The following is a 16,357-nucleotide window of genomic DNA, read 5'->3' on the forward strand; positions in this document are numbered from 1 at the left end:
GGCGAGACGCTGCAGGTGTTCGCCCAGCGTCCGCGCAACATGCGCGACGTCTTGGTCAACGCCGCCGAGCGGCACGCCGACTCGCCGTACCTCGTGTTCGGGAACGAGACCGTCACCTACGGGGAGCTCCCCGGTCGGGTCGCGTCGTACGCCGCCGTGCTCGCGGACGAATATGGAGTGGGCAAGGGTGACCGGGTGGCGATCGCGAGCGCGAACACCGTCGAGTACGCGCTCACGCTGTGGGCCTGCATCGTGACGGGCGCGATCGGCACCGGCTTGAACGGCTGGTGGACCGGTCCCGAGCTGGCGTACGGCGTGGAGCTCACCCAGCCGAAGGTGCTGATCGGTGACGATCCGCGCCTCGAACGCATCGCGGAGTCGGGCGCCCATATCGACGCGCCGATTCTGCGATGGGGCGAGCTGGCGGCCAAGGTTGCGGCGCGCGGCAAGGTCGCGCTGCCCGACACGCCGCTCGACGAGGACGATCCCTTCATCGTCCTGTTCACGAGCGGTACCACCGGGCGGCCGAAGGGCGCGACGTTGTCGCACGGCAACATCATCCACTTCGCGCTCAGCAGTGGGCTGCGCGGGGCAACGAGCGCAATGCTCGCTAACACCGGCAGCACCGCGTCGCCGATGGCGGCCGCATCGCTGTGCGCCGGTCCGTTCTTCCACATCTCCGGCATTGCCCCGATCATGATGGGCGGACCGTTCTACGGCACCACGATCGTGTTCACGCCCCCGGGCCGGTGGGACGAGACCACCCACCTCGAATTGACCGAGAAGCACCGCATCGCCACGTGGACGGGCGTCCCCACCATGTACTGGCGGTTGCTCGAGCACCCCGACTTCGACGACTACGACCTCACCTGCCTGAAGGCGATCAGCTCCGGTGGCGCGCCGTTTCCGCCCGAGCTCATCCGCTTGCTCCAGGAGAAGTTCCCTGGTGTCGGTGTGACACAGGGATACGGCGCGAGCGAGACCATGGGGTCGGGCACGCTCTCGTTCGGCCCGCTGATGGAGCACCACCCCGACGCCGTGGGGCGGGCGACGCCCGCCATCGACATCCAGATCCGTGACGAGAGCGGCAATGTGCTCGGCGTGGGTGAGGTCGGGGAGATCTGTATCCGCTCCGGCACCGTGTTCCTCGGCTACTGGGACGATCCCGAGGCGACCGAGGAGGCGTTCTGGCCAGGCCGTTGGTACCGCACCGGCGACTTCGGCCGGATCGACGACGACGTGTTGTTCATCGAGAGCCGGATGCGCGACATGATCCTGCGCGGTGGCGAGAACATCTACCCGATCGAGATCGAACACCGGCTCGTCGAACATCCCGGCATTGCCGACGCCGCGGTCATCGGCGTGGAGCACCGCGAGCTCGGGCAAGAGGTGAAGGCATTCGTGGTGCTGGCTCCCGGCGCGGATCTGAGCGAGTCGGCAATTCAGGAATGGGTCGCGCAGTCGCTCGCGCGTCACAAGGTGCCCGCGTATGTAGAGTTCCGCGACAGCCTGCCGTACACCGCGACCGGCAAGCTCTTGAAGCACGAGCTCGAAGCCGAGGACGCGACGCCGAGCTAAACGGTGCGCCGTTCTGTGCTCGGACCGTGTGCGCGGAATATCTACAGTTACGCGCCCTTGCCGCCGACACCTCGCGCTGCGATCGCAAGCCCCGCGTCCCACCCAGGCGCTCGGCCGTTGACCGGCGGGCGGATCGTCTTGATGTCGGCTCCGCCACGCGCCAGGACCCACGAGACAACGGAGTTCGAGTTCCACATCGCGCCTGTGCCGAACTCGTCGCGGCCCCACACCGGGGTCGGAATCGATGGCAGCACATCGAGAATGTGTCTCGCGACTTCGGCATCCTCTGTCAGCCTCACGGGGCTCGCGATCGCCTCTTCGATGTCGGGAATCTGCCCGTCTCGCCAGCGACGTATTTCGTAGCGGAAAACTCGAAACCGACCCAGCCATCGCATTCCGACCGGCCCTTCCGCCACGACACCTCGCCGTTCGCCGAGAAGGAACCGGCGGGATGAGCAACGCCCATGACGATTCCTCCGTCTACCTCCACGATCGCGCCACCGCGCACGCGCCGTCATCGGCTGTGCGGGTGTCGGTGCTCACGCGCCGGTCGCTGCCCTCCGAGGCTCGGTTGTCGGCCGCGAAGCGCCGAGAGCTGGTGTTCGACTTCGGAGAGGGCCGCGACTTCGGATCCTTCCATTACGTACACCAGGTAGTACATAAGGAGGTCGGGAAGGGTTACAGCATCGAGCGCGACCGGGGCGTTGTCGTGACCGAGCGCGTACACGGTCCCGAAGCGGCGCGAGTACGCACGCACCGAGAAGAAGCTGCGGCTGTGTTCGGCCCAGCCGGCGAGGGCCGACGCCGCGATGCGGTGTACGAGGTCAGCGTCGCGTTCCCCGACGCCGGCCTCGGCGAACTGGGCGGGGTCTGCACCGAAGTCGAGATCGAAGCGTCGCTCCGCGCCGTCGGGGAACACCAACCCAACTCGGTAGCGCACCCGATGCTCCCGGTACGCGCCCACGGCGCGGTCGTCACTTCCCGCTGGGGTCGTGACCCAATCGCCGAGTCCGCGCACGACCTCGACGGCGAGCCGCTCGAGCTGCGCGGGTACATACCCGTCGGGGTTCGGGTCGCTGAGGGGGGGAATCGGCGCCGTCGGGTCGAAGGCCACGCGCCATGTGTCGAGCGCCTCGGTGCGGGCGACGGGCGACGCGCCGGCATGGAGCGAGATCTCGACGCCCGCGGTGACCTCGAGCACATCACCGGGATCGATGAGGCGGGCGTCGACCTGGGGCGCGAGTCGACCCAGATCGGCGACAAATCGCTCGCGCGAGATGGGGAAGAGGAACGCGTTGAGCCATTCATGGTCGTCACAGAATCGAAAGCCAGCCGACGCGGGCACGACAACGGTCGGGTCGACGCGAAGCGCGGTTTCGAGGTTCCGCCGGTGTGTCTCGAGGGGGAACCCGGTCGCGCGGCTCTCGAAGAACTCGAAGTTCTGACTGGCGTACATCGCGAACAAGATGTCGATCGTCCCGAACCGGTCGCGCACCACGTCGATCGTCTCGTCGGAGAGCAGCGTGTCTTCCTGGTTCCAGAACGCCCCCGAACGGTCGCGGAATACCATCCCCATCTCGGGTACCGAAGTGAGCTCGGACCGGGTCGGGAAGAGCTCGAAGCCTGGTCCCAGGATCGGGGCCATGGCCACGACCGGATGGACGTTTTCGAAGCCCAGCTCCCGGAGTGCGTGCACGATGAGCGGATCGGGCGGACAGATCGCGTCGACGTCGCGCGCGACCAGGTCGAGCGAAGCCACGTCGAAATGATCGGGATGACGGTGCGAAACGACGAGGATGTCGACCTCGGGGATCTTGTCCACGTCGACGGATCGCCCGGGACACGACACCACCGTGCCCTCCTCGAACGGATCGCCGAGCACCGGATCCATGAGACAGGTCGCCCCGTCCAGCTCCACGAGCACCGAAGCATGTCCAAGCAGTGTGATCCGCATCCCGACGCCTCCCGCTCCGCACGCGATGCCAGTGTGCCCGATTGTCCCCGCACGCGTGCAGCGAGCCACGGCGACCCGGGCAGCGGACGACGACCCCGGTCGCGATCGTCGTGACGCTCGATTCCACCGAACTTGACGTTGCAGCGACGGTTCGCACACTGCGCCACCGGCTGGTTACCGGCCAACTCCTGCTCTGTCCTCGGAGGCACGTAGGCGTCGACGAGGCTGTTACCGCGGAGCCACTGGACGGTCCCTCGGTCGTCAAGCGTGAAGGGTTATTAGATTGAGCCACGACTGAACAGGAGGGCGAGCACGTGGAACTCGGCTATGGGATGTTCGACGCGGACAACCATCTGTACGAGGCTTCTGATGCGTTCACCCGGCATCTGCCGGAGCGGCGGCGTCGGGACTTCTACTGGGTGACCGATGATCGGGGTCACCGTTTGATCGTCGTGGGGAACCGCGTGTGGGACTACATCGTGAACCCGACGTTCGATCCTGTGGCGGTGGCTGGCGCGTTGGACAGGCGCAAGGTGGAACCGCTGGGTGACCGGCCGGAGTACCGGGATCCGGTCAGGCGTGTGGCGCGCTTCGACGAGCAGGGGATCGAGGCGTCGTTGATGTTCCCGACGTTGGCGTCGGGTTTGACCGAGATCGTGGGCGACAACTTGTGGTTGCTGTCGGATCTGACGTGGTCGTTCAACCGTTGGTTGGAGGAGGACTGGGGGTTCGCGTTCGAGAACCGCAGCTTCGCGACGCCCCTGTTCACCTTGTCGGATGTGGATGAGTCGGTGGCGATGTTGGAGTGGGCGCTCGAGCGGGGATGCCGGGCGATCATGGTCTGTGGCGGCCCGGTGCGAACGCAGTTGGGGTGGACCTCGCCGGCGGACCCGATGTTCGATCCGTTGTGGGCGCGGTGCGCAGAGGCTGGTGTGGTGGTGTGCGTGCATGCGGCGGCGGCGGGCTACAACCGTCATTCGGGTGAGTACACCGGCAACTACGAGCTGAGACCGTTCCAGGACCAGACGCTCGATACGCTTTTGAATCGTGGCCGTCCGGTGTCGGACTTCTTCGCGGCGATGATCTGGCAGGGTGCGACGACGCGTCATCGGAACCTTCGGTTCCTGTCGGTCGAGAACCATGCCGACTGGGTGCCGCGGTTGGTGTCTCTTCTCGGCCGGTTCGGTCGGGCGAGCACGTTGGGTGAGGACCCGGTCGACGTGTTCCATCGGTGCGTCTGGGTGACGCCGCACTGGGAGGACGACATCGAGGGGTTGATCGAGCTCATCCCGGTCGAGCGGGTGACGGCCGGGTCGGACTTCCCGCATTACGACGCATTGGCGGAGCCCACCGATTTCGCCAAGCACCTCAACGGGCTGAGTTCGCAGGATGTGCGAAAGGTGATGAGGGACAACCTGCGCTCGATCCTCACGGGGGGTGTACAAACATTTGTGTAAGGGCGGAGCTCTGATGGCCTGAGGGCCGGAGAGAATTCCGCATCATGTCGGACACCAAGCGTGACGAGCAGCCGCCGGCGGAGGTGTCGGTGATCGACGACGAGTTGATCGAACGGCTGATGGCGCAAGTCGATGCCGAGGGCGTCGAGTGTGCTCGATGTGGAGCGCAGCGATCATCTGGGCTACGAACGTGGCGATCCCGCCGGCCGCGGTTCGGGTAACTCCCGTAACGGCACGTCGCCCAAGACGGTGTTGACCGACGCCGGCGCGATCCCGCTGGAGATCCCGCGGGACCGCAACGGACGTCTCTGATTCCAATCAGGAATACTGGCAACGTGCCGGCTGACCCCGATCTCCTCGGCAGCGTTCGGACCATGCGTCGCAAGCTGGCCGACGACGGTCCGAGCCGAACTCGTACCGAGGGCGACTTCGAAGTCGTGTCCGTCCCGCCTCGTGACTGTGACGCGCTCCGCGACCTCCTACTTGCCGAGCGCGCGCGAGTCGTGATCGAGATCGGCCTCGCGTACGGAAGTTCCGCGCTCGCGATCGCGGAGGCCCTCGTCACTCCGGGCGCCGACGATGCGCGCCACCTGATCATCGACGCGTTCCAAGGCCACTTCCACGACGCGGGATGGAACGTGATCGTCATGACTGGTCTGACCGACGTCTGCTCGTTGCTGCGCGAACGATCTCAACTCGTGCTCCCCCGGCTGATGGCCGACGGCGTCGTCGCCGACGCAGCGTTCGTCGATGGCAGCCACGTGTTCCACAACGTGTTCGTCGACCTGTTCTTCCTCGGCGAGCTCGTACGTCCCGGTGGTCTGATCGTCCTCGACGACTGTTCCTGGCTGTCAGTGGCTACGGCAGCGAGATACTTCGAAAACAACACCGGCTGGCAACGAGAACCGATCAACAGCGAGACGCGGCTCCGCGCCTTCCGCGTGCCGAACCCCAAGATCGAGGCGAGCTTCGAAGCGTTCAAACCATTCGGCGTCGACTTGACGGACTGACACGCAATGCCGGTTTGCTCACATCGACGGGCGCATCGGGTCAAACCCAGCCCAGTACGTGCGTCGACCCAAGGTTCATCCGAGCGAAGGTCACGGCATGGACCGCGCCGAGTTGGGCACGTTCCTTGGAAAGGGCAACAAGCCCGCCACGATCCCGCTCGTGCCCCGGACCGCGCGGACAATCGACCTCGCGGTTGGCGAACAGCACGAGGGGCCGATCCTGCGACGGAGGGACGGACCGCGCCTGGACCGCCGAACAGCGCACCGCTGGGTCCGCTCGATCGGGAAACGGGCAGGGCTCGGCGCGGTCCACCCGCACATGCTTCGTGCCGGCTTCATCATGGCGGCGCTCGATGCCCGCGTTCCGCTACGTGATGTGCAGATCGCAGCCCGCCACGCTGATCCGAGAACTACGACGATCTACGACCGCCGGAGAGAGAACTTCGACCGACACGCCGCATACGTCGTGGTTGCCTTTGTCGCCGGCGGCTGACCTGCTGACCCACCTCGAGCGGCACTTCGGAGGCAGCCTCCGACTTCCGGAGTCGATCGATCGGGCCCCCGACATAACAGTCACCGATCGCCAGCGAGCCTTGGCAGGCTGAAGTCATGACCGCTGACTCGTCCTCAGAGCTTTCGTGCCGAATTCCCGCCGACGATGTCGAGAATTCGGGGCCTGCTCCGTCTCAGGGGTGCATCCGGCCGGAAGGGCCGACGTCACACAAGGAGAACACCATGGCCAAGTACTTGTTGCTCAAGCACTACCGAGGCGCGCCGGCGCCCGTCAACGATGTCCCGATGGACCAGTGGAGGCCCGACGAGGTCGAGGCACACATCCGGTTCATGAACGACTTCGCAGCTCGGCTCGAGAGCAGCGGCGAGTTCATCGACGGACAGGCGCTGTCGCCCGACGGCGTGTGGGTCCGCTACGACGGCGAGGGGCGCCCGCCGGTGACCGACGGCCCGTTCGCCGAGACGAAGGACTTGATCGCGGGATGGATGGTGATCGACGTCGACAGCCACGAGCGAGCGATCGAGCTCGCCGGTGAGCTGTCGGCAGCACCCGGGGCCGGCGGCGAACCGATCCACGAATGGCTGGAAGTCCGACCCTTCCTGGCCGCGCCGCCCACCGTCACTCAGTGACCGTGGACGACGTCGAGCTGCGCGAGCTCGCGCCGGCGGTCTTGAGCGTCCTCGTCTGTCGCGGTGCAGACTTCGCGACGGCCGAGGACGCCGTGCAGGAGGCGCTCATCCGGGCGCTCTCCGCGTGGGAGGGCGAGTTGCCCGCCGACCCCACGGGGTGGCTCATCACGGTCGCTTGGAGAGCCTTCCTCGACATGACGCGGTCAGACGCGGCGCGCCGCGACCGAGAGGTCCGATTCGACACCGAACCGCCGGCCGGCGCGGTCCCGAGCGCCGACGACACGCTGCGCCTCTACTTCCTGTGTGCGCATCCCGACCTGACGTCGTCGTCGGCGGTCGCTCTGACCCTCCGGGCCGTGGGTGGCCTCACTACACGCCAGATCGCTCGGGCATACCTCGTGCCCGAGCGCACCATGGCGCAGCGCATCAGCCGCGCCAAGCGCACGGTCAGTCGGGCCGGTGTCGATCGTCCCGGCGACGTGCGCACGGTGATGCGGGTGCTGTACCTCGTCTTCAACGAGGGCTATTCCGGCGACGTCGATCTCGAGGCCGAGGCGATCCGACTGACCCGGCAGCTGGCTGCCTTGGTGGACGACCCCGAGGTCCACGGATTGCTCGCCCTGATGTTGCTGCACCATGCGCGCCGCCGCAGCCGCACCCGACCGGACGGAAGCATCGTGCCGCTCGCCGATCAGGACCGCAGCCAGTGGGACATAGTGCTCATCGCCGAGGGAATCGACATCGCACAAGCTGCGCTCGCGCGCGACCAGCTCGGCGAGTACCAGGCGCAAGCGGCGATCGCCGCGCTCCATGCCGACGCGACGCGTATCGAGGAGACCGACTGGGTCCAGATCGTGGAGTGGTACGACGAACTGCTCCGGTTCACCGACACTCCGATCGTCCGGCTCAACCGTGCGGTCGCAGTCGGCGAGGCCGACGGCGCGCTCGCAGGGTTGGCGGCACTGGCCGAGGTCGACGAACACGTCCCGCGACGCGAAGCGGTCGCCGCCTATCTCCACGAGAAGAACGGCGATCTCGAACTCGCTGCCCGCCTTTATGCCAACGCGGCTCGCAACGCACCCAACCTCGCAGAACGCGACCATCAGACGCGCCAAGCAGCGCGACTCAACCAACTCCTGCAACACCACAGATGACCTCGTCGCCGGGCGTGAAGATGGCCGCCAACTGCTCGGCGAGCTCGCTCGGCCGGTGCGCGCCTTGAAGGTCGGCCAACTGAGGCGAACTCGCTCGAAGCTCCGCAGCGCCGAACCGCCGACAGCACTTCTCGTGCACCCGGACCTGTCCCAGAACGCCTAATACACGGGTACGCTGCCGATCTGTCGCGCGAGCAACGCGCGTCGACTGAGCGTTCGGGGCGCGCAATCTGGCACGCGTCAATGACGACGGGCTCGTTCTTGCTCGACGTACTCGTCGGCAAGATGGTGTGGCGCACACGCCAACCAGCCGTCGAAGATCGCTTCCCGCAGTGCTCGCTTGGTGACGGTCTTCAGCTGGATCAGAATCGCCGGGTACCCGTCGAAATGCGGAATCGTGAAGAAGGCTCGGGGCTGTGCCGCGAGCACGGCCTCCTTCTCGCCGAGATCCTCGACGCGAACCGCGAGGATCGCTCCGTCGGGCGGGCTGGTGTCGCCGAACCGCCGGATGTCTGCCTTGCTGAACGGCCGCTCCCACGCAAAGGCCTTGCCCGCGACCGACCATGTGCGATTGCCGTGACGCTCGCCCTCGCCGACTTCCGGCAAGTCCAGGGCCATCCGGGCGACCTCGTCGACACTTACCATTACCGCACCCTATTCCGACCGCTGCGTAGTGCCGTTCGTTCCGTGCGCGTCGAGGAAGCCGCCAACTTCGCGATCTCGCGCGAGGGGCCACCGTCGAAGCGCCGCAGCAGGGTGTGTTACCGCTCCAACTCGCGTCGCCGAGCTGGGGTTCTCGTTCGAGCGTCGAGTTCGGCGATGAGCTTCTTGGCGGCCTTGTTGCGGTAACTCTCGTCGACCCAGTCACAGAGAAGGTCCACGTCAGCCGCGGACAGTCGAACGGTGAGCCATCCCCACTGTCCGAGGCCGCTGGTGGTCGTCGGCACTGCCCGTGCGAGCGCGACTGCTTGCTCGTAGGAGTCGGTGAGCTTGACGGCCATGGCGTGGGTCTGGGCGTCGCGCCTCCCGAGCCACAAGAACATTGGTCCGTGCACGAGATGCCTTCGCCATGGCGGCGGATCGACCGACCGTTTCTCGACCTTGATGACAGGCTCGCCCCACGGGAAGTCCTCTGTCGCGGAAGGAAGGCTCAGCGCGAACTCGCGCAGGGTGTCCCACTTGCGAACGCTCACCAGCTCAGACTCCCACCGATGGGTCTCCCTCGAGCAGCCACTCGATCGGGTCCAACGCCGTCCCCTTGTAGCAGAACTGCGTGAACTGTACGGCGGATCAGTGAACGCGGCGCCACCGGTCTCGGCGGTCGCCGATTGTTGACTCAGAGACAGAACGGGTGACCGGAAGGGTCGGCGTAGATCTCGGTGTCGGCCAACTTCGGCAAGCGGATGGCGCCGAAACGCTCGGCGCGCTCCTGGGCCGAGTGCGTGCCATGGGTGAATCGGAAGTCGACGTGGAGCTGCGCGGGGTATGCGGGGTCGGGCCAACGGGCGGCGACGACAACGAGGAAACCCACGGCACACCCCTCGTCCCCAACCGACGGGAGTGCACGCTCAGTTTGCGGCAGGATGCTCGGATGATCCTTGAGCATGCAGTCCTCAACGTGAGTTCGGGCGAGGAGCAGAGCTTCGAGCGCGCGTTCGCCGAGGCGAAGGCGATTATCGCGGCGATGTCAGGCTTTCGGTCGCTCGCCCTCGATCGGTGCATCGAACAGCCGTCGCGCTACCTGCTCCTGGTCGAGTGGGAGCGTCTTGAGGATCACACGGAAGGATTCCGGGGCTCGCGCGAATACGAGAAGTGGAGGGATCTCCTCCATCACTTCTACAACCCATTTCCAGTCGTCGAGCACTACGAGCCGCTCATGCGTGCCTGAGACGCGCGAAGCGCTGCGGTGGCGCGCAACGCCGGGTTTGTCCATGCCGCAACGGTTCAGCTCGATGGAAGCCTGCCACGCACCCGAGAGCAGACCGGACGCGAGATGCGATGGATTCGGCGCGTCGATTCCACCACTCGGTTGCCAGGACCCATCAATCCATCGCCGTGAGGTGACTCGGTGATCGCAGTTGAGGTGCCCGGATCGCGGGCCCCGCCCCGCGGATGTCATCGTCGCGGAACGTGAAGCCGTCCGATCGCGCGCTGTCCTGAACAAACGAGTGATACCGCACCAGCTTTCGATCGGTCATCACGCGAGCGATCAGTTGCTTCGGCGGCGCCGGAAGCGGATCGTCGCCAGCGCCGCGACGATCGCCGCGCCGGTCACTCCCGCGATGATTGCGCCGTTCCGCAACGTGATGCGCGACCGGTGCCCGCCTTCCTCGGCTTCGACGCTCTCGATGTCGGCGAGGTAGAGCCCTTCGTCGTGCAGTGTGACGTGCGCACCCTGCTCGGGATCCTGTCGAGCGGCGTGTCGCAACTGCTCGCGAAAGACTTCGGGACCCACACCGTCCGGTACCTCACCCTGCGCCTCTTCGGCCTCGGTCTCGTCCACGCGCTCACGCTATCGTCCCGTGCGCCTGAGCGAGCTGGTCGGTGAGCAGGGCTTCACGATCACCCCTGCTCGATCTCGGGTCCGAGGCGCGCTCGGATCAACGACGCAACCTCACCGTCCTCGGCGTGGCGACCGAGGTCGGCCTTGGAGAAGATCAATTCGTCGTCGAGGGTGACCTCGAAGAGACCACCCGACGACGGGACGAGCTCGAGCGATTCGACGCGCGGGCCCCACCCCGTGAGCACTTCGTCCGTCAAACTGACGGCACGTGGTGTGTAGTTTCAAACGCTGCAGTACTCGATCCGGATGACGTGCTGGTCGTCCGACACATCCCACCTCCTCCACGCGCGGTTACCCGGATAGTGGCACACCGCTACCGTCGTGTGCATGTATGTGGATCTTCTGTTCGATCCGTTCGGTGCCCGTTGGGTCGACGTGCATGACGGCGCCGTCGCGGCGGAAGCAGCCGGCTTCGACGGCGTGTGGACCTACGACCACCTCGCCGGCTCCGTGCACGGCGCCTCGGGCGTGCTCGAGTGCTGGACGACCCTCACGGCCATTGCTGCGAGCGTCCCGCGGATCGCCGTCGGGTCGATGGTGCTCAACGTCGCCAACCGCGACGCCGGCACCCTCGCGGTGATGGCTGCCACGCTGCAGGAGGTCAGCGCCGGGCGTCTCCTCCTCGGCATCGGTGCCGGCGGCGGAGCCGACACCCCGTACGCCGCCGAGCAGTACGCGCTCGGCCGCGACGTTCCCGGTGCCCGGCGGCGCAGGCGCGCGGTCGAGGACGCGATCGCGACGCTCCGTCAGGTGTGGACGGGCCGCGCCGATGGAGCTGCCGGATTCCTCCAGCCCCAGCCGCCACCGCCGATCATCGTCGGCGCCTTCGGACCGAAGATGAGCGAGCTCGCCGGGCGCGTCGCCGACGGCATCAACACGTCAGGCGCCGATCTCATCGCACGGGCCCGCAGCGCGCACACGGGCGCCGGCAATCCGCCCGGGAGTTTCCTCGTGACCACGTCGGCGAGCCTGAGTTCGGAATGGCTGGACCCCCACGGCGCACGGCGCGCGCAACTGGCTGCACTCGATGTCGACCGGCTCGTGCTCTTCGTGCGACCGCCGTATACCGACGCGATCCGGCGCCACGCGCGGTGGCTCAGTTGACCCATCCTTACGACTGCGAGCAGGCCCGGATCGCGGCGTCGGCGGCGGTGTCGGCGGCCAACGTGGCGCCTTCGGCCAGGCGCGCCATCACTTCGAGACGGTCCGGGTGCTTCTCGAAGTAAGCCGTGATCGCCGCCTCGTTCGGTGTCCCGTCCATGTTGCTCATGTGGAACACCTCTTCGTCGACGCTCCCGTCGGTCGCGCGGTCGCTGATCACGCGGAACACCGACCACGGGATGCCGCGCTCCTCGCAGAGCAGCGCGATCGCGGCAGTCTCCATGTCGAGCGACACGACGCCGCGGTCTCGTAGCTCGGCGATGGCGTCGAGGTCGGTCGTGAGCCCGACCGCGGTGTACATCTTGCCCTGCGGCGTTCCGTCGCCGAGCGGCGCGGGTCGGTACTCGGCGCCCGTCTGGCTGTGCACAACGGCCTCCGGCAGGATGAGTGTCCCGATCGGGGTCTCGTTCTCCACCGCGCCGGTGATGCCCACGGAAACCACGTGGCCGATCGACATCGCGTCGAGCAGGCGCTCGGTGCCCGTTGTCGCGTAGTCGATGCCCATCCCGGTGACGATGGCGACGACGTCGCGGTCGCCGAGTGTTCCCGAGTGCACGGTGACGTCGGCGACCTGTGTCTCCGTGAGCGCCAGTTTCTTGACGAGCGGCGTGAGCTCCATCGGCATCGCGCAGATGAACGCGAAGTGGGCCTGATTCGAGGGCATGTTCACGCCCGAAGCTTCTCGCGTCCCGCTCCGGACGGCCAGTCCTGAGGCATGATCAACGCTGCGATCTACGCCCTCCTCGACGGTGGCGCGCTCGATCCCGAGGGCGATCATCAGGTCGCGTAACACGTTGGCGTGCGCACCGAGCGAGTAGTCCTGCCTCGCCGTGGACGAACAGCAGCACCGGCCGCCCATCCCCAGGCTCGCCGCCGCCGATCCGGTAGGTCAGCCGGTGCCCGTGCAGGAGTACGTCACGCTCCTCGGGGTGCGTCACCCCGCGGAAAACTACCGGACGCGTGGCCGAAGGCGGGACACGGTCAGACGGTCAGGGCCCGCTCGAGCCATCTGCGTTCGATGGGAAAGGTCAACGCGGCACGGGCTTCCTCGACTGGTAGCCACACGGGCGTGAATTTCTCGTCGCCCGCGCTCTGCGCGCGTCGCCGGCCGGTGCGCAGGCGCATCCGGTAGTAGTGCTCATCGCGTGTGACGTGCCAGCCGGGGCCGGCGTCGGGAAAGGCGTCGAACTCGCTCACCTGAATCCCGAGGTCGGCGGTGACGACCGCGTCCACATAGCCACTCTCTTCGCCGACCTCGCGGACCGCGGTGTCGGCGGGCGACTCGTTCGCTTCGATGTGGCCCTTGGGGAGCCGGATCTCGTCGCGCTCCGGGCGTCGTAAGACCAACACCTCGTCGCCTTCGATGACGACGCCCCCCGCGGCCGCGTACTGCGTCTCGATCATCTGCAGTTCGCGTCGCAGCCACGCCAACGTGTCGCCGACGGACACGAACTCCAGGGCCGACATGCCGACTGCTCGCGCGCCCTCGACGTTGTCGAGTCGATCGTCGATGAAGACACACTGCTCGGCATCCACGCCCAACCGATCGGTCATCAGCCGGTAGATCCGTTCGTCGGGTTTCTCAACTCCTTCCTCGCCCGAGATCACCACCGCGTTCACCAGACGATCCAGCGCGAGCCGGTGCGTAGTCGCGAACCGCACACCGGCGGGCGCATTCGTCAGAATGCCGGTGCGATAGCGAGGTCGGAGACGGCCGAGGAACTCCTCGAGCCGGTCCTCCAACACCCAGTGCTCGTTGAAGTCAGCGAGCAGGAGCGCGACGTCTGGCGCGTCCAACCCGGTGTCGGCGCGGAGAACCGACGCGACATCGTCGATCTCATAGGGAAGGCCGACGGTGTTGATCGCGCCCCAGACCAGCTCGTTGAACTGATCGGCCTCCACGTCCAATCGCGCTGCCCAGCGCATCCGCCCCAACGCGGTGCGTTCGGGGAGCAACACGCCACCGATATCGAACACGACCCCCTCCACTGGCACATTGCCCACGCTAACCAGCAGCCGGCGATCGCAGCCTTTGCTCGAGCACCACTCCGTAGAGCGCACCGGGGAAGACGTCAGTGATCGTCCAACCGGCGGGCTCGCAAATCTGCGTGAGCTCGTCAAGGGAGCACCAGAGCAGGTTGAACCAACTGGTCGCGAGCTCCCGGTAGCGGATGCGGATCGTGATCTGTCCGCCGAGCCGATTCCGGCGGCGGTTTGCCTCGTGATACGCGAGGTGCACGGGATCGTCGGTTTGGTACGGATCGATACACGTTCCGACGATGATCGAGCCGGGGTGGCCGAGCCTCGTGAGTGCGGCGAGAAAGTCCGGCGCTCGCTCGGGGCTCTCCAAGAACCCGAGGTTGTTGCCGAGCGCGAGGAACGTATCGAACGGCGGCGGCGTGGTCGCCGCGAGATCGTCGACGGTGCCGAGGAAGCGTTGCCGTACGCCGCGCCGCTCGCACACTTGGAGTGCGCCCGGTGAGACGTCGAGGGCGACGACATCCTGGTTGTGGTCTTGGAGTGCCAGCGCGGCGCGCCCGGCACCGGCGCCGACGTCGAGCACACGGCCAACCGCGCGATCGAGCGCCCATCGGCATCGCTCGCCCCATTTGTCAGGCGCTCCGAAGTAGTTCTGTTCGACCGAGTCGATGTCGACGTATCCGTCGTCGCGCTCGACGACGGCGCGACTCTCGCCATGCTCCAGCGCAGCGAGCAGAGCCGCGCCGAACGCGTCTCCAAGCATGGGGGCGCCGCGATCGTCAACCATCGCGACCAGCTTGCTCACTTGTCGTCATGTCGATCCGAACCATTATCGCGGCAACGCAGGTGCGCTACTTCCCGAGCTCGCTCAGCCGCTGCGCGAGGGCGCATTCGAGATCCTCGCGTTCTTGGCGCGTTCGCTCGACTGGCCACGACATGAGATCGACCAGCAGCACGACTTCCGCCCAGGGATGGAAGCTCCGACCGCTGATCTCTTCCCAGATCCTGACGAACCGATCGGCGGTCTCGAGACCGAAGTTTCCGATCAGGTTGCCGCGACACCACGACACGTCGACCGACGGGGGACCCATGCTCGCTGCCTGCCAGTCGACGACGCCACTGAGCCGACCGCGGTGCCACAAGACGTTCGCGAGGTGGAAGTCGCGGTGGATGAACACTCGATCGGGATCGAGCCGGGGTCCATGGAAGATTTCGAGGGCGCGCTCCCAGAGCGCGGGCGCTTGCATCCATGTCGGCGGTTCCCCTGACTCGGGGTCATAGGGCCTGAAGTCGTCGATGCCGTGTTCGGAGGTCAGTGGTGCCGCGTGTATCGCGGGCAAGACACCAGCGAGGCCGCGCAACCACTGATCGGTGCCCTTCGGCGCTCCGTCGAGTCGGCCGGGTAGCCGCGCCATCAGGATCGTCGGCACGTCTGTCTCCGCGCCGGTCGGGTCGACGGCCAAGAGTTGCGGCGCGGGAACTGGCGTCGCTTCCAAGCGCTGCAGCACGCGCGCTTCGCGTCCCGCGATGTCGGGGTCCTTGGCGTGGATGAGTGGAACCACAGAGCGGCGCAAGACCGCTGCGCCAGTCTCACTCGGCCAGGCCACATACAGGACGTGCATGGCAGAAGATCTCCCGCCCAAGAGCACCCGGACGCGGGTCACTTTCGCGCCGAGGGTCTCTTCGACCCACGCGAGCGTCTGCGACGGAGGCCGCAGACGAAGCAACCGGTACCGCTCGGCATCGTCCAACGTGTGTGAGGGACTCACGCGGGTCCAGTGTTGTCGGTTCGGCGCCTGATAACCGGAGCGACCGCACAACGGCAGATGGAAGACTCGGGGCGCATGGCCGTTTCCGAGCTGGACAGATGTCCGGACCGCTCGCCCACTAGGTTCGGCGCATGCCGAGCGACCTCTCGTTGAAGACGATGAACACTGTCCACCGCGGCCTGCTCAAGATCAGTGGTGGACGCCTGGGATGGAATCTCAGCCGCATGCCGGTGCTGGAGCTCACGACGACGGGCCGCAAGACCGGCCAGCCTCGCTCGGTGATGCTCACGTCGCCCGTGCAGGATGGTGCGACCATCGTTGTCGTGGCATCCCGCGGCGGCGACGACCACCATCCGGCCTGGTTCCTCAACCTGCGGGACAACCCGGAGGTCGATGTGGTGATGGACGGCAAACCCAAGCAGCGCATGCACGCGCGTGTCGCGACCCAGGAAGAGCGAGCACGCCTGTGGCCCCTCGTCACCGCTGACCACAAGAACTACGCCGGCTACCAGACCAAGACCAAGCGCGAGATTCCCCTGGTCCGCTTGGAACCCGTCGAGTAGTCACCGCCCGGGCGCGAGTTCGCGC

At 66.7% G+C, this 16,357-nt stretch carries 20 protein-coding genes and 1 pseudogene; 10 read left to right on the top strand and 11 right to left on the bottom strand.

Going from position 1 to position 16,357, the window contains the following annotated elements; translation table 11 throughout:
* Positions 1 to 1,578 (top strand): class I adenylate-forming enzyme family protein (locus WD271_09250; protein ID MEX1008013.1); only part of this gene is annotated, 1,578 nt, incomplete at its 5' end.
* 47 nt (positions 1,579 to 1,625) lie between these two features.
* On the opposite strand, the gene WD271_09255 is transcribed toward WD271_09250, so the two are convergent.
* Together WD271_09255 and WD271_09260 are read right to left on the bottom strand one after the other, a co-directional pair.
* Positions 1,626 to 1,877 (bottom strand): hypothetical protein, encoded by a 252-nt coding sequence (locus WD271_09255; protein MEX1008014.1) that lies wholly within the window; start codon positions 1,875 to 1,877, stop codon positions 1,626 to 1,628.
* A gap of 215 nt (positions 1,878 to 2,092) precedes the next feature.
* Positions 2,093 to 3,532 carry an MBL fold metallo-hydrolase gene (locus WD271_09260; GenBank protein MEX1008015.1) on the bottom strand — a complete coding sequence of 480 codons (1,440 nt, stop codon included), beginning with the start codon at positions 3,530 to 3,532 and terminating at the stop codon, positions 2,093 to 2,095.
* A gap of 314 nt (positions 3,533 to 3,846) precedes the next feature.
* Here WD271_09260 and WD271_09265 point away from each other — a divergent pair, with 314 nt between their 5' ends.
* The 6 genes and pseudogenes from WD271_09265 to WD271_09290 all read left to right on the top strand — a co-directional run bounded on the left by WD271_09265 (position 3,847) and on the right by WD271_09290 (position 8,296).
* Positions 3,847 to 4,989: an amidohydrolase family protein gene (locus WD271_09265; protein ID MEX1008016.1), complete on the top strand. Its 1,143-nt coding sequence runs from the start codon at positions 3,847 to 3,849 to the stop codon at positions 4,987 to 4,989.
* A gap of 44 nt (positions 4,990 to 5,033) precedes the next feature.
* A pseudogene (locus WD271_09270) lies at positions 5,034 to 5,292 on the top strand (transposase).
* A 32-nt stretch (positions 5,293 to 5,324) separates the two neighbouring features.
* Positions 5,325 to 5,999, top strand: coding sequence for a class I SAM-dependent methyltransferase (locus WD271_09275; GenBank protein ID MEX1008017.1), 675 nt, complete (start codon positions 5,325 to 5,327; stop codon positions 5,997 to 5,999).
* Positions 6,000 to 6,096: 97 nt separating this feature from the next.
* Positions 6,097 to 6,492, top strand: coding sequence for a tyrosine-type recombinase/integrase (locus WD271_09280; protein ID MEX1008018.1), 396 nt, complete (start codon positions 6,097 to 6,099; stop codon positions 6,490 to 6,492).
* A 242-nt stretch (positions 6,493 to 6,734) separates the two neighbouring features.
* On the top strand, positions 6,735 to 7,142 hold the full coding sequence (locus tag WD271_09285; GenBank protein ID MEX1008019.1) for a YciI family protein: 408 nt from the start codon (positions 6,735 to 6,737) through the stop codon (positions 7,140 to 7,142).
* Positions 7,143 to 7,144: 2 nt separating this feature from the next.
* Positions 7,145 to 8,296 (top strand): DUF6596 domain-containing protein, encoded by a 1,152-nt coding sequence (locus WD271_09290; protein MEX1008020.1) that lies wholly within the window; start codon positions 7,145 to 7,147, stop codon positions 8,294 to 8,296.
* A gap of 240 nt (positions 8,297 to 8,536) precedes the next feature.
* On the opposite strand, the gene WD271_09295 is transcribed toward WD271_09290, so the two are convergent.
* The 3 genes from WD271_09295 to WD271_09305 form a co-directional block, all read right to left on the bottom strand.
* Positions 8,537 to 8,941: a hypothetical protein gene (locus tag WD271_09295; GenBank protein ID MEX1008021.1), complete on the bottom strand. Its 405-nt coding sequence runs from the start codon at positions 8,939 to 8,941 to the stop codon at positions 8,537 to 8,539.
* A gap of 116 nt (positions 8,942 to 9,057) precedes the next feature.
* A complete protein-coding gene (locus WD271_09300) occupies positions 9,058 to 9,489 on the bottom strand; it encodes an MmcQ/YjbR family DNA-binding protein (GenBank protein ID MEX1008022.1) in 432 nt (143 codons plus the stop codon).
* 143 nt (positions 9,490 to 9,632) lie between these two features.
* Positions 9,633 to 9,827, bottom strand: a complete 195-nt coding sequence (locus WD271_09305; protein MEX1008023.1) for a VOC family protein — start codon at positions 9,825 to 9,827, stop codon at positions 9,633 to 9,635.
* Between the two features lie 60 nt (positions 9,828 to 9,887).
* Between WD271_09305 and WD271_09310 the strand changes: the two genes are divergently transcribed.
* On the top strand, positions 9,888 to 10,184 hold the full coding sequence (locus WD271_09310; GenBank protein ID MEX1008024.1) for an antibiotic biosynthesis monooxygenase: 297 nt from the start codon (positions 9,888 to 9,890) through the stop codon (positions 10,182 to 10,184).
* 321 nt (positions 10,185 to 10,505) lie between these two features.
* Here WD271_09310 and WD271_09315 read toward each other — a convergent pair whose 3' ends face one another.
* Positions 10,506 to 10,799 (bottom strand): hypothetical protein, encoded by a 294-nt coding sequence (locus tag WD271_09315; GenBank protein MEX1008025.1) that lies wholly within the window; start codon positions 10,797 to 10,799, stop codon positions 10,506 to 10,508.
* A 59-nt stretch (positions 10,800 to 10,858) separates the two neighbouring features.
* On the bottom strand, positions 10,859 to 11,107 hold the full coding sequence (locus WD271_09320; GenBank protein MEX1008026.1) for an Rdx family protein: 249 nt from the start codon (positions 11,105 to 11,107) through the stop codon (positions 10,859 to 10,861).
* A 79-nt stretch (positions 11,108 to 11,186) separates the two neighbouring features.
* Here WD271_09320 and WD271_09325 point away from each other — a divergent pair, with 79 nt between their 5' ends.
* A complete protein-coding gene (locus WD271_09325) occupies positions 11,187 to 11,963 on the top strand; it encodes an LLM class flavin-dependent oxidoreductase (GenBank protein ID MEX1008027.1) in 777 nt (258 codons plus the stop codon).
* A 7-nt stretch (positions 11,964 to 11,970) separates the two neighbouring features.
* Here WD271_09325 and WD271_09330 read toward each other — a convergent pair whose 3' ends face one another.
* The 4 genes from WD271_09330 to WD271_09345 form a co-directional block, all read right to left on the bottom strand.
* Positions 11,971 to 12,684 carry a hypothetical protein gene (locus tag WD271_09330; protein MEX1008028.1) on the bottom strand — a complete coding sequence of 238 codons (714 nt, stop codon included), beginning with the start codon at positions 12,682 to 12,684 and terminating at the stop codon, positions 11,971 to 11,973.
* Between the two features lie 317 nt (positions 12,685 to 13,001).
* A complete protein-coding gene (locus WD271_09335; protein ID MEX1008029.1) occupies positions 13,002 to 14,015 on the bottom strand; it encodes an HAD-IA family hydrolase in 1,014 nt (337 codons plus the stop codon).
* 10 nt (positions 14,016 to 14,025) lie between these two features.
* Positions 14,026 to 14,763: a methyltransferase domain-containing protein gene (locus WD271_09340; GenBank protein MEX1008030.1), complete on the bottom strand. Its 738-nt coding sequence runs from the start codon at positions 14,761 to 14,763 to the stop codon at positions 14,026 to 14,028.
* Positions 14,764 to 14,851: 88 nt separating this feature from the next.
* Complete coding sequence (locus WD271_09345) at positions 14,852 to 15,769, bottom strand: phosphotransferase (GenBank protein ID MEX1008031.1); 918 nt, start codon at positions 15,767 to 15,769, stop codon at positions 14,852 to 14,854.
* Positions 15,770 to 15,900: 131 nt separating this feature from the next.
* Between WD271_09345 and WD271_09350 the strand changes: the two genes are divergently transcribed.
* The gene (locus tag WD271_09350) at positions 15,901 to 16,332 is read left to right on the top strand and encodes a nitroreductase/quinone reductase family protein (GenBank protein MEX1008032.1); all 432 of its coding nucleotides are present in this window, start codon (positions 15,901 to 15,903) and stop codon (positions 16,330 to 16,332) included.
* Positions 16,333 to 16,357: the final 25 nt, after the last annotated feature.

Source organism: Acidimicrobiia bacterium (assembly GCA_040880805.1).
In the GTDB taxonomy this organism is placed as follows: Bacteria; Actinomycetota; Acidimicrobiia; order IMCC26256; family DASPTH01; genus DASPTH01.